The following is an 11,947-nucleotide window of genomic DNA, read 5'->3' on the forward strand; positions in this document are numbered from 1 at the left end:
AGGGCCGGCATCCGGCCCTTCCGCTTCCCGGCTGAGATTTTACTCCGACAAGGCAGGCAAGAGACGTGAACTGGCTTCCCGAATGGCTCGCGGATTCGACCGGCAAACTGCGCCTCGGCAACTGGGCGAAGGACGTCGTGGATGGGCTGACGGCTCATGCCGACTGGTTCTTCGACTGGCTCTCCGCAGTTCTTTCGGCCATGATCAATGCTCTTCTTTTCGTCCTCCAGTGGCCGAACCCCTTCGTGCTGATCGCTGTGGTCACGGCCCTCGCCTTTCTGCTGCGTCGCTCGATCGGGATCACCGCCTTCACCGGGATCGGCCTCCTGCTCATCTATAACCAGGGCTACTGGAAGGAGACGACGGAAACGCTGGCACTGGTTCTCGCCGCAACCGCCGTCTGCATGCTTGTCGGCATCCCGCTTGGCATCGCTTCCGCCCGCCGCCCCTGGCTCTACGAATTCCTGCGCCCCATCCTCGACCTGATGCAGACCATCCCGACCTTCGTCTACCTTATCCCGGCGCTCATCCTGTTCGGCCTCGGCATGGTCCCGGGCCTCATCGCAACCGTCATCTTCGCCATTCCGGCGCCCGTCCGCCTGACGAGGCTTGGCATCATCTCGACGCCGGAAGCCCTGACGGAAGCGGCCATTGCCTTCGGCGCCACACCCTCGCAGGTACTGCGCAAGGTGGAGCTTCCCTATGCCATGCCGCAGATCATGGCCGGCCTCACCCAGACCATCATGCTCTCGCTTTCCATGGTGGTGATCGCAGCCCTGGTCGGCGCCCCGGGGCTCGGCGTCCCAGTCGTACGGGCACTGAATACGGTCAACATCGCCCGCGGCTTCGATGCAGGCTTCTGCATCGTCATCCTCGCCATCATCCTGGACCGCATGTTCCGCACCGCTGAAGCGGGGAAGAAGTCATGAGCGACGCAGTTATCTTCGGCAATGTCGACATCGTCTTCGGCGACCGTCCGGAACGCGCGATTGCACTGATCGATCAGGGCCGCACACGAGACGAGATCGCCGCCGAAACGGGAATCGTACTCGGGGTTGCCGATGCCTCGCTCGCCATTCGCGAAGGCGAAATCCTCGTGCTGATGGGGCTTTCCGGCTCCGGAAAATCGACCCTGCTGCGGGCGGTCAATGGCCTTGCACCGGTCGTGCGCGGCAGCGTGACCGTGGCGACGCCATCGGGTCCGGTCGATCCATACAAGGCAAGCGCCAAGACATTGCGTGATCTGCGCATGCACACCGTCTCCATGGTGTTCCAGCAGTTCGGCCTCCTGCCCTGGCGCACGGTGGCCGAAAATGTCGGCTTTGGTCTCGAGCTTGCAGGCGTGGCCGAGGCCGAACGCCGCAAGCGGGTCGCCGAACAGCTCGAACTGGTGAACCTGGCCAAATGGGCGGATCGCAAGGTGGGCGAACTGTCGGGCGGCATGCAGCAGCGCGTCGGCCTTGCCCGCGCCTTTGCAACCGGTGCGCCGATTCTTCTTATGGACGAGCCCTTTTCCGCTCTCGATCCGTTGATCCGCACGCGCCTGCAGGACGAGCTTCTGGAGTTCCAGCGCAGGCTCAAGAAAACCATCCTCTTCGTCAGCCACGATCTCGACGAGGCCTTCCGCATCGGCAATCGCATCGCCATCATGGAAGGCGGCCGCATTGTCCAATGCGGTACGCCGCAGGAGATTGTCCGCGAGCCTGCCGACAATTACGTCGCAGACTTCGTGCAGCACCTCAACCCGATCACCATGCTCACGGCCGGAGATGTCATGCGCGCCGGGGTTCAGCCGGAAGCGGCATCGGCATCGGTCGCAGGCACGGCCCGAAGCGAAACACCGCTGGTGGACATCCTCGATGCCCTGTCGCGGCAGACGGGCTCGATCGCCGTCGTGGAGAATGGAGCCATCATCGGCACCATCTCGTCGGACGATGTTATCACTGGTCTGACGAGACACCGCCGCAGAGCGAGCCTCCGCTAGAAGTGCCGCGAACAACCTTATATTACTGAAGTTGACTAAGGCGCTCGTCTTTCGCTCTTTGTTGGAGCATGCTAATTCTCGCGCTTCTCAACGGTGAGAAACGGCATATGGCAGATAAGCCCCAGGTTCTGCGGGAAACGGACGACGAGGCGCGCCAGCTTGCACGCGTGCTGGTTCGCGGTGCGCGCTACATGGCAATCGCGGTCGTCGATCCGCAGACGGGCTATCCCTCCGCCAGCCGTGTGTTGACGGCGACCGATCTTGACGGCGTTCCGGTAATTCTCGTCTCGGGCCTTTCCGCCCATACGAAGGCATTGCTCGCGGACCGCCGTTGTTCGCTTCTGGCAGGAGAGCCGGCGAAGGGCGATCCGCTCGCCCATCCGAGGATCACCCTCCAATGCGACGCCGAAACCGTGTCACGAACAGATGCAGCGCATGATCGCATCCGCCAGCGCTTTCTCGACCGGCACCCCAAGGCCGAGCTCTATGTGGACTTCCCCGATTTCCGCTTCTTCCGCTTGATGCCCGTGACCGCCTCGCTGAATGGCGGCTTCGGCCGCGCCTACGCGCTGCCCGGCGCGGATCTGGTCATCAAGGAGCCGACTTGCGTCGAAGAATGGCTGGAACTGCAAAAACGCTTGAAAACCATGACGAATGAGGCAAATGATTTTGCCGATAAAGTTGGAGCAAAAAAGGAACGCCGCTGGCGCTTCGGAGGCGTGGATCCCGCGGGCCTTGATCTGGTGGCAGGTGATATCCAGTTGCGGCACGAATTTGAGAGAGTTTTTTCTTCGCCGCGTGATGTGATGGACTACATGTCCAAACCAGCCGCAGTAGAATAAATTATCACCCTAAATCTAGGAATTTAACTTCAACTTCTATTGATCTAATCTAAGGACGCACGACTGCCAAAGTTGCTGCTTTGGTCATGAGGGGACTCTATTATGGATACGAAAACACTTTCTGAGCATTCGACGGCAGCGGCCAATCTTTTGTCTGCCATGGCCAATCCAAAGCGGCTGCTGATCTTGTGCTGCCTTGTCAAAGGCGAGGTCGCAGTCGGTGCGCTTGCGTCGCAGGTTGGCCTCAGCCAGTCTGCCCTCTCGCAGCACCTGTCAAAGCTGCGGGCGCAGAAGCTCGTAAAGACAAGGCGCGACGCACAGACCATCTATTACTCCAGCACTTCGGAATCGGTCCTGAAGGTACTGGCGACTCTCGAAGAGCTCTATTGCGCTCCGGAAGAAAAACACTCTGCTGCAGCATGAAATGACAGCGCTGACATGACGTGCTCGGGGGAGCAGGTCGCGTCAGCGCTGTCATTGTAGAAAATAGAGACTGTGAGAATCGGCGGCCTTGCAAGCCGCCGTTTTCTTAGTTGTATTTCCTGCTGCCACAGCTCACAGCACCTGCGGCCGCCGAGCACCGGATCGGCCGCGCTATCGCAAGCAGGCCCTCTCCGCAGGAAACCGGCCCACTGCATCGCTGGTCCGGGTTGACGCCCCCGATGCCCTTGATAGTTTGGCAGTTCAGTCACACTTGGCGCTGCGCCGCCAACCGGGAACGGCCCCTGGGAACAATGAAGAGGGCCGCAGGAGAACAGCATGTCCAACCGCCTCAACACCACGCCGAACGACCTACGCGCCTTCTGGATGCCGTTCACGGCGAATCGCCAGTTCAAGAAGGAACCGCGCCTCTTCGTCGGCGCCAAGGACATGCACTACACCACGCATGACGGACGCCAGGTGCTCGATGCCACGGCTGGCCTCTGGTGCGTCAATGCCGGCCACTGCCGCCCCAAGATTACCGAGGCGATCCGCGAACAGGCTGGCGAACTGGACTACGCGCCTGCCTTCCAGCTTGGCCATCCCAAGGCGTTCGAGCTCGCCAATCGGCTGGTCGATATCGCCCCTGAGGGCATGAACCATGTGCTCTACACCAATTCCGGCTCCGAATCGGTCGAGACCGCCCTCAAGGTGGCGCTCGCCTATCACCGCGTGAAAGGCAATGGCTCCCGCTTCCGCCTGATTGGCCGCGAGCGCGGTTATCACGGCGTCAATTTCGGCGGTATCTCGGTGGGCGGCATCGTCTCCAACCGCAAGATGTTCGGCACGCTGCTGACCGGCGTCGATCACATGCCGCACACGCATCTTCCGGCCCAAAATGCCTTTACGAAGGGCGAGCCGGAACATGGCGGCGATCTGGCGACCGAACTGGAGCGAATCGTCACCCTCCACGACGCCTCGACCGTCGCCGCCGTGATCGTCGAGCCGGTTGCCGGCTCTACTGGCGTTCTCATTCCGCCGAAGGGGTACCTGCAGAAGCTGCGCGAGATCTGCACCAAGCACGGCATATTGCTGATCTTTGACGAAGTCATCACCGGCTTTGGCCGTCTGGGCGCGCCCTTCGCGGCGCAGTATTTCGACGTCAAGCCGGACATCATCACCACCGCCAAGGGCCTCACCAACGGCGTAGTTCCCATGGGCGCCGTCTTCGTGACCTCCGAGATCCATGACGCGTTCATGAACGGCCCGGAACACATGATCGAGTTCATGCACGGATACACCTATTCCGGCAACCCGATTGCCTCGGCCGCTGGCCTTGCGACGCTGGAAACCTATAAGGAAGAAGGCCTGTTCGACCGTGCTCTCGACATTTCTCCCTATTGGGAAGAAGCTCTGCACTCGCTGAAGGATCTGCCCAACGTCATCGATATCCGCAATCTCGGCCTGATCGGCGCAATCGAGCTCGATCCGATCGCTGGCGAACCCACCAAACGCGCCTTCACCGCCTTCCTGAAGGCTTATGAGGATGGCTTGTTGATCCGTACCACCGGCGATACCATTGCCATGTCGCCGCCGCTGATCGTCGAGAAACACCATATCGACGAGATCTTCGGAAAGCTGCGCGATATTCTGACGAGCAATATCTGACCGCAGGCACGGTATGACGGGAACGAAAAGCGGCCACAACGGCCGCTTTTTTGTTGTCTTGACCGCCCTCCGATTGCCCAAAGCAACAAAAATGGGCAGCGCAATGATATGTTCTTGCGCAATATGACTTCAATTCATACAAAATCTGCAGCCGGTGACGAAAGTCAAATATGACTCGAACCGGCATCGACCGCATCCGCCGGCGTCGTTGGCACGCGTGCCCACAGGGTACGCGCAGACGGAGGCAGAGGTGCGGCGCTGACCGGGGCCATCGGCCCCGCCCCAAGGAGACAGATCATGAACTTCAAGAGTTTTATGGGCGCAACTGCCCTCGCCTCGCTGTCGTTTGCGCCGCTTGCGCATGCGGATATCACCATAGGCCTCATCGCGCCGCTGACCGGCCCGGTCGCCGCCTATGGCGCCCAGGTCAAGAACGGGGTCGAAACCGCCATTGACGAGATCAACAAGAAGGGCGGAATTCTGGGTGAGAAAGTGGTTCTGAAAGCCGCCGACGATGCCGCAGAACCCAAGCAGGGCGTTTCGGCCGCAAACCAACTCGTCGGCGAAGGCATCCACTTCGTGGTCGGCCCCGTCACCTCGGGTGTCGCCATGCCCGCCTCCGATGCGCTGGCGGAGAACGGCGTTCTCATGGTCACGCCGACGGCCACCACGCCGGCACTCACCAGCCGCGGTCTTACCAACGTGCTGCGCACCTGCGGCCGCGATGACCAGCAGGCCGAAGTCGCTGCGCAATACGTGCTGAAGACCCTGAAGGGCAAACGGGTCGCCATCATCAATGACAAGGGCGCCTACGGCAAGGGTCTCGCCGACGCCTTCAAGACGACGTTGAACGCCGGCGGCGTGCAGGAAGTTCTGAACGACGCCCTGACTCCGGGCGACAAGGATTTCAGCGCGCTGACCACCCGCCTGAAGTCGGAAAAAGTGGATGTCGTCTATTTCGGCGGCTATCATCCGGAAGGCGGTCTGCTCGCCCGCCAGCTGGCCGATCTCGGCGTCAAGGCGGTGATCATCGGCGGTGATGGCCTGTCCAACAGCGAATACTGGACGATCGGCAACGAAGCCGCTGCCGGCACCATCTTCACCAATGCCGCAGACGCCACCAAAAGCCCGGATTCCAAGGCAGCAGCAGAGGCACTTGCCGCGCGCAAAATCCCGGCCGAGGCATTCACGCTCAACGCCTACGCCGCCGTCGAAGTCATCAAGGCTGGCATGGAGAAGGCAAAGAGCACGGACGATGCGGAAGCCGTCGCGGCCGCGCTGAAGAGCGGGGAACCGATCCCGACCGCGATCGGAAAGCTGACCTATGGCGAGACGGGCGACCTGACCTCGCAGAGCTTCTCGCTCTTCAAATGGCAGGACGGCAAGATCGTGCCGGCCGAATAACCACTGCGAATACCGATTCCGGCGGCATGGTGAGTGTCTCCGGGATCACCAAATCCGTATCGAACATGCAGGTGCTCTTAGGGCCAGCGCTCACAGCTAGAGCGCTGCTAAGGTTACGGGTCTACTCAAAGACCAGGTGAGGTCGGCTGGTACGAGGCAAAGAATTCCAGCAGGCTCTGCGGCGTGTCTGGGCCGAACAAGACGTCGAGAAGCTGGGTGGCGTCTGCAGCCGCCGCGGCGCTGCGAGCGAACATCTTCTCCTCGAAGGACATCAGCGCCTTCTCGAAATCACCGTCGCAGTTCACAATCGCCTTACCGAGTTCGGCGCCGTCGATCATTGCTAGGTTCGCTCCCTCGCCGGATGGAACCATCAGATGCGCCGCGTCGCCGAGCAGGGTCACTCCAAGTATTCGTTCCCAACGATGGTCGTCTGGAAGGCGGTGGAGGGCGCGAAGGACGGGGGCAGTTTCCGCATCCGTGACCAGCGCTCTCAGCGCCGGGTCCCAGCCGTCGAATTCTGCGGCCACGCGGGCCGTGGCCGATGCCCGATCGCTGAAGTCGGTAGCGTCGATCCAGTCCTTGGGTTTGACCAGGGCGACGTAGGCATGGAGCACCCCGTCGGGTTCCCTATGCGCCAGAATGCCTTTTCCATGCGCCACCGCCATCAGCGATCCCCCGCCGACGGCATTCGCGCTTGCCTTGTGACGAGTGTCGGCCTCCGTCAGATAGGTCTCGACGAAAGACGTACCGACATAAATTGGTTTGGCGTTCGAAAGAAGAGGGCGGACCCTGGACCAGGCACCGTCGGCTCCGACGAGAAGATCGGTCGTCACCGTTCCGCCGTTCGCGAAGGTCAGCTCGTGTCGGCCATCACCGAGTGGACGGGCCGACGAGAGTTTGTGTCCCCAAAGAACCTTGTCGGAAGAGAGGGACTCGAGCAGGATTCGTCTCAGTTCGCCCCTCGGAACTTCCGGCCGTGCCCCTGTGCCGTCGTCCGGTTCGTCGAAGAGAAGCGTGCCATGCATGTCCATGACCCGGGTCTGCTGGCCACCGGGATGAACCAGTTCGAGAAACCGTTCGAACAGTCCCGCTTCCCTTAGAGCGAACTGTCCGTCCGCCTCATGGATGTCGAGCATGCCGCCCTGCGCGCGGATGTCAGGCGAGCTATCCGCTTCGTACACGGTCGCGGCTATGCCGTGGAGGTCGAGGACGCGGGCCAGCATCAGGCCGCCAAGACCTGCTCCGATGACTGTTATCTTTTTGTCGTTCATTGACCGAACTTTCATTGGAACACTATTCCATAGTTGGAATGTCATTCCAGATGTGTCAAGATACGTCATGAGAAAAACTGGAAACAGCAAGCGGCGGCAGGGCTCCCTTACCCGGGAGAGCATTGTAGATGCGGCTATCAAGCTTCTGGACGAAGTCGGTGAAGGCCGTCTGACGTTTCAGGTTTTGTCCAAGCGTCTATCGACCGGCCCCGGTGCGATCTACTGGCACGTCGAGAACAAGGACGACCTGATCGCAGCCGCCTGCGACACTGTTGTTGCTGCCGCGATGTCCTCCTCGATCGTGGGGGAGACCCCGCAGGAAACGATCAAAAGGATCGCGCTCCGCGTCTTCGACATGATCGACGTCCATCCGTGGGTTGGCTCGGTGCTGTCGCGATCGGCAGGACAGATGCCGATGGTGCGCCTGCTTGAACCCATCGGGCAGCAGGTGCAGGCGCTTGGCGTTCAACAAGAGAAACTGTGGGTGACGGCTTCGGCTCTTATCAGCTACGTTTTTGGTGTCGCTGGCCAGAACGCGGCGAACGCGAGGTTGGCCAAGGAGAACGACCTCGATCGAACCGACTACCTTGACAAGGTCTCGACCGCCTGGTCCCAGCTGGACCCGCTGGAATACCCGTTCTCGACGGGTGTAGCCCAACAATTTCGTATCCATGACGACCGTGAAGACTTTCTTGGCGGGATCGATCTCATCCTCGGGGGCGTGTCGCAGCAGCGCTGACGAGACCCCGACGATCGCAGAGCTTCGACCAATTCGGCGTAGATGGTTCACGTCCTGGTAATATCAACGCAAGTTGGATGTATCCCGCGCGCATCACACCTACGGCATGTCGCGCAAAAGTGTGTATCGGTTTTGCGTCAACGACATGCGATAAGACAAAGGCTCAAAGCGTGGAAAGCGAATCTGGAAGATCGCGACACGCTTTAGAACGCTTGCCTGCAATATTGCGCTGATCTCATCTACGGTTATGGTGGTGGCATATATATTAGCGGCACGCGCTTTGCGCGAGAAGGCACGAGCGACCCATGCAGTTTTTCGAAAGCCTGCTGCTGCTTCTCCTGGTCGCGATTATCCTGCTGCAGGTGTCGCGGCGCCTCCTCATCCCCTATCCGTCCATGCTGGCACTGGCCGGTATAGCCGTGGCGATCGTTCCCGGCACGCCGGATCTGACCCTTGACCCGCAGATAGCACTGGCCCTGTTCATCGCGCCGGCACTTCTCGATGCGGCTTATGATTTTCCGCTTGGGACCGCGCGCCGCTTCTGGCTGCCGCTTCTTGTCTTTGCCATTGGCGGTGTCGTTGTCACCACGCTGACCGTTGCGCTGGCCGGCTGGACGTTTGCCGGACTGCCCTTTGCTGCCGCCCTGGTACTCGGCGCCATCGTCGCGCCGCCGGATGCGGCTGCTTCCACGGCTGTCCTCTCCTCCGTCTCTGTTCCCCGCAATGTCGATGCGGTACTGCGCGGCGAAAGCCTCTTCAATGACGCTGCTGCACTGCTGATCTTTACCGCGGCGCTTTCGGTCCAGTCTGCCGGCGCATTGGACGGTGCCGAAACGGCAAGCCTCGTGCTAGCGGCTCCCGGCGGTATCCTGCTCGGTGTGGCATCCGCCTGGGTGCTGCGTTACCTCTACCGTTTCGTCGTCGGGACGCTTGGCGGCAACATCCTCCAGTTCGTGCAGACTTTCCTCCTGTGGATACTCGCCGAGCGCCTGCATCTGTCGCCGGTTCTGGCCATCGTCGCCTTTGCCATGACAACGGCCTATTTCAGCGACCCACTCGCCTCCTCCGCCCGCATGCGGGTCCAGTCCTATGCGGTCTGGAGCGTGGTCGTCTTCGTGCTGAATGTCATGGCTTTCCTGCTGATGGGCATGCAGGTGCGCGCCATCCTGGCAGACATGGAGCCGAACCACATGGGCGAAGCCGCCCTCTTTGCGGGGGGCGTCGTGGTCATCGTCATCGTCACACGCTTCGCTCTCTGCATCGGCTTCAACCGATACGAGGCCTATGCGGCGAGGCGGGACGGGCGCGACCAGCCACCAAGCTTCAAGCAGGCGATCCTCGCAGGCTGGTGCGGCATGCGCGGCCTGCTGACCCTTGCGACCGCCTTCGCACTGCCCGGCGATTTCCCCAATCGTAATGTGGTTGTGCTCACGGCCTTCGCCGTGGTGCTGGCAACGGTGGTCATCCAGGGCCTGTCCCTGCGCTATGTGATCCAATGGCTGCGTTTCGACCTCAAGGGAGAAGCCGGCAACAATCTCAACGACCTTCGCCGGGATATCGCCATCGCGGGCCTCTCCAAGCTCGAAGGTGCGACGGGTGACGAGGCGGAGTTGCTGCGCACGAAGATGCGGATGGAGAAGCACTCGCTTTCGACAGAGGAAATGACGTCGTTGAAACGCTACCGGACGCTCGCGCTGGATGCGATTGCCGGTCAGCGCCAGGCTCTTGAGCGTTTGCGGATCGAGCATCAACTCAACCCGGATCTCTACAATCTTCTCCTTGAAGAGATCGACTGGCGCGAACTTTCCGTACTCCCGGAAGAGGAACGACGCATCGAAGAGATCTGATCTCTTGTAGCACCCGCCGCAGGGTGACCCACGGCGGGTGGGTGGCTCACACCCTGCCGCAGAACACGTCCAGCGCGTCGAGCGCGACGACGCCGCCCTCGATCCGCGACGACTGGAAGCCCGGCAGCGATACCGGCAGAACGTCGCCCATTCGCTTCGGCAGGGTGAAGCTCTGCGGCTCCCGCGTCAGGTTGTAGACGAACAGCAGTTTCTCGCCTCCCTTCTCGCGGATGAAGGCCAGCAGGTCCTGATTGGTCTCCAGGAAAGTCATGTCGCCGTCGATCAGCGCCGGGTGCGATTTACGGAAGGCAATTGCTGCCCGGTAATGGTGCAGCACCGAGTCCGATAGCGATTCCTGCGCATCGACAGCGCGGCTCGCATGCTCTCCGGGCACCGGCAGCCAGGTCTTCGACCCGCTGGTGAAGCCCGCATGCGGGGCGCCCGCATCCCACACCATCGGCGTGCGGCATCCGTCACGGCCCTTGAAGGCCGGCCAGAAGCGGATGCCATAAGGATCGCGCAGGTCCTCGAAGGAAAGCTCCGCCTCCGTCAGCCCCAGTTCCTCGCCCTGATAGAGGCAGATCGAGCCGCGCAGCGAGGAAAGAAGCGTGACCGAAAGTTTCGCCACCCGATCCTGTTCCTCCGGCGTCTCGATGAAGCGGGTCGCATGGCGCACCACGTCGTGGTTGGAAAAGGCCCAGCAGACCCAGCCATTCGTCACCGTGTCTTGCACCGTGGTCAGTATCCTGCGGATATAACCAGCGGAAAACGCCGGCCCCAGCAGGTCGAACGTATAGCACATATGCAGCTTGTCATTGCCGCTCGTGTAGATGGCAAGCGTCGTCAGGGAGCGCGGCCCATCGCCCACCTCCCCCACCGTGGCGCGGTTCTCGTATGTGTCGAGCAGCGACCGCAGCCGCTTCAGGAACTCGATATTCTCCGGCTGGCTCTTGTCGTAGAGGTGGTTCTGCATGGAATAGGGGTTGGTATCCGTCTCCATGCCGGCCCCGTCGGTGTCGTAGACCATCGGCGGATTGTCACGCAGCTGCTTGTCGTGGAAGTAGTAGTTGACCGTATCGAGCCGGAAGCCGTCCACGCCGCGCTCCAGCCAGAATTTGACCGTGCCGAGCATCGCCTCCTGGACGTCGGGATTGTGGAAGTTGAGGTCCGGCTGGGAGATCAGGAAGTTGTGCATGTAATATTGCTTGCGCACTCCGTCCCATTCCCAGCCCGGACCGCCGAAGATGGAGAGCCAGTTGGTGGGGGCCGTGCCGTCCGGCTTCGGATCGGCCCAGACATACCAGTCGGCCTTCGCGTTGGTGCGGCTGGAGCGGCTCTCGATGAACCAGGGATGGCGGTCGGACGTATGGCTGATCACCTGGTCGATGATCACCTTCAGCCCCAGCCGATGCGCCTCCTCCATCATCTCGTCGAAATCGGCAAGCGTACCGAACATCGGATCGACATTGCAGTAATCGGACACGTCATAACCCATGTCCGCCATGGGCGAGGTGAAGAAGGGCGAGAGCCAGATCGCATCGACGCCAAGCGACGCGACATAAGGCAGGCGCTGCGTGATCCCCTTGATGTCTCCGAGACCGTCACCGCTCGTGTCCTGGAAGGAGCGCGGATAGATCTGATAGATCACCGCGCCGCGCCACCAGTTTGCATCCGCTGCCTTCGCTTCTGTCGCCATGCACATCGATTCCTTTGCCTGCGTTTCAAGCCAACCTAGTATGGCCCGCGCAAAAGACAACGCGAAAGCAAAGGCC

Annotated in this window: 10 protein-coding genes; 8 read left to right on the plus strand and 2 right to left on the minus strand. The window is 61.1% G+C overall.

Features of this window, described 5'->3' with window-relative positions; translation table 11 throughout:
• The first annotated feature begins 65 nt into the window (after nt 1-65).
• The 6 genes from choW to EPK99_RS08830 all read left to right on the plus strand — a co-directional run bounded on the left by choW (nt 66) and on the right by EPK99_RS08830 (nt 6,318).
• Nucleotides 66-929 carry a choline ABC transporter permease subunit gene (gene choW, locus EPK99_RS08805; protein ID WP_128442661.1) on the plus strand — a complete coding sequence of 288 codons (864 nt, stop codon included), beginning with the start codon at nt 66-68 and terminating at the stop codon, nt 927-929.
• Nucleotides 926-1,984: a choline ABC transporter ATP-binding protein gene (gene choV, locus EPK99_RS08810; RefSeq protein WP_128442662.1), complete on the plus strand. Its 1,059-nt coding sequence runs from the start codon at nt 926-928 to the stop codon at nt 1,982-1,984. The genes choW and choV overlap by 4 nt, the downstream gene beginning before the upstream one ends.
• 107 nt (nt 1,985-2,091) lie before the next feature.
• Nucleotides 2,092-2,826: a HugZ family pyridoxamine 5'-phosphate oxidase gene (locus EPK99_RS08815; RefSeq protein WP_128442663.1), complete on the plus strand. Its 735-nt coding sequence runs from the start codon at nt 2,092-2,094 to the stop codon at nt 2,824-2,826.
• Nucleotides 2,827-2,928: 102 nt separating this feature from the next.
• Complete coding sequence (locus EPK99_RS08820) at nt 2,929-3,249, plus strand: ArsR/SmtB family transcription factor (RefSeq protein WP_128442664.1); 321 nt, start codon at nt 2,929-2,931, stop codon at nt 3,247-3,249.
• Nucleotides 3,250-3,585: 336 nt separating this feature from the next.
• Nucleotides 3,586-4,914, plus strand: a complete 1,329-nt coding sequence (gene aptA, locus EPK99_RS08825) for an omega-aminotransferase AptA (protein ID WP_128442665.1) — start codon at nt 3,586-3,588, stop codon at nt 4,912-4,914.
• Nucleotides 4,915-5,211: 297 nt separating this feature from the next.
• Nucleotides 5,212-6,318: a branched-chain amino acid ABC transporter substrate-binding protein gene (locus tag EPK99_RS08830; RefSeq protein ID WP_128442666.1), complete on the plus strand. Its 1,107-nt coding sequence runs from the start codon at nt 5,212-5,214 to the stop codon at nt 6,316-6,318.
• Between the two features lie 125 nt (nt 6,319-6,443).
• Here EPK99_RS08830 and EPK99_RS08835 read toward each other — a convergent pair whose 3' ends face one another.
• Nucleotides 6,444-7,589 carry an FAD-dependent oxidoreductase gene (locus EPK99_RS08835; RefSeq protein ID WP_128442667.1) on the minus strand — a complete coding sequence of 382 codons (1,146 nt, stop codon included), beginning with the start codon at nt 7,587-7,589 and terminating at the stop codon, nt 6,444-6,446.
• On the opposite strand from EPK99_RS08835, the gene EPK99_RS08840 reads away from it, so the two are divergent.
• Together EPK99_RS08840 and EPK99_RS08845 are read left to right on the plus strand one after the other, a co-directional pair.
• The gene (locus EPK99_RS08840) at nt 7,564-8,328 is read left to right on the plus strand and encodes a TetR/AcrR family transcriptional regulator (protein ID WP_245582374.1); all 765 of its coding nucleotides are present in this window, start codon (nt 7,564-7,566) and stop codon (nt 8,326-8,328) included. The two genes, EPK99_RS08835 and EPK99_RS08840, sit on opposite strands and share 26 nt — an antisense overlap.
• A gap of 305 nt (nt 8,329-8,633) precedes the next feature.
• Nucleotides 8,634-10,175 (plus strand): cation:proton antiporter, encoded by a 1,542-nt coding sequence (locus EPK99_RS08845; RefSeq protein ID WP_128442668.1) that lies wholly within the window; start codon nt 8,634-8,636, stop codon nt 10,173-10,175.
• Between the two features lie 46 nt (nt 10,176-10,221).
• Here the strand turns inward: EPK99_RS08845 and bglA are convergent, their stop codons facing one another.
• Complete coding sequence (gene bglA / locus EPK99_RS08850; RefSeq protein WP_128442669.1) at nt 10,222-11,871, minus strand: beta-galactosidase BglA; 1,650 nt, start codon at nt 11,869-11,871, stop codon at nt 10,222-10,224.
• Nucleotides 11,872-11,947 lie beyond the last annotated feature (76 nt).

The sequence above is a fragment of the Neorhizobium lilium genome (genome assembly GCF_004053875.1).
Classification (GTDB): Bacteria; Pseudomonadota; Alphaproteobacteria; order Rhizobiales; family Rhizobiaceae; genus Neorhizobium; species Neorhizobium lilii.

What these genes read in the sequence shown, in the direction of transcription:
- EPK99_RS08830 (WP_128442666.1), top strand. Translation starts at nt 5,212, where the DNA reads ATGAACTTCAAGAGTTTTATGGGCGCAACTGCCCTCGCCTCGCTGTCG.
- choV (WP_128442662.1), top strand. Translation starts at nt 926, where the DNA reads ATGAGCGACGCAGTTATCTTCGGCAATGTCGACATCGTCTTCGGCGAC.
- bglA (WP_128442669.1), bottom strand. Translation starts at nt 11,871, where the DNA reads ATGGCGACAGAAGCGAAGGCAGCGGATGCAAACTGGTGGCGCGGCGCG.
- aptA (WP_128442665.1), top strand. Translation starts at nt 3,586, where the DNA reads ATGTCCAACCGCCTCAACACCACGCCGAACGACCTACGCGCCTTCTGG.
- EPK99_RS08815 (WP_128442663.1), top strand. Translation starts at nt 2,092, where the DNA reads ATGGCAGATAAGCCCCAGGTTCTGCGGGAAACGGACGACGAGGCGCGC.
- EPK99_RS08840 (WP_245582374.1), top strand. Translation starts at nt 7,564, where the DNA reads ATGACTGTTATCTTTTTGTCGTTCATTGACCGAACTTTCATTGGAACA.
- EPK99_RS08835 (WP_128442667.1), bottom strand. Translation starts at nt 7,589, where the DNA reads ATGAACGACAAAAAGATAACAGTCATCGGAGCAGGTCTTGGCGGCCTG.
- EPK99_RS08820 (WP_128442664.1), top strand. Translation starts at nt 2,929, where the DNA reads ATGGATACGAAAACACTTTCTGAGCATTCGACGGCAGCGGCCAATCTT.
- EPK99_RS08845 (WP_128442668.1), top strand. Translation starts at nt 8,634, where the DNA reads ATGCAGTTTTTCGAAAGCCTGCTGCTGCTTCTCCTGGTCGCGATTATC.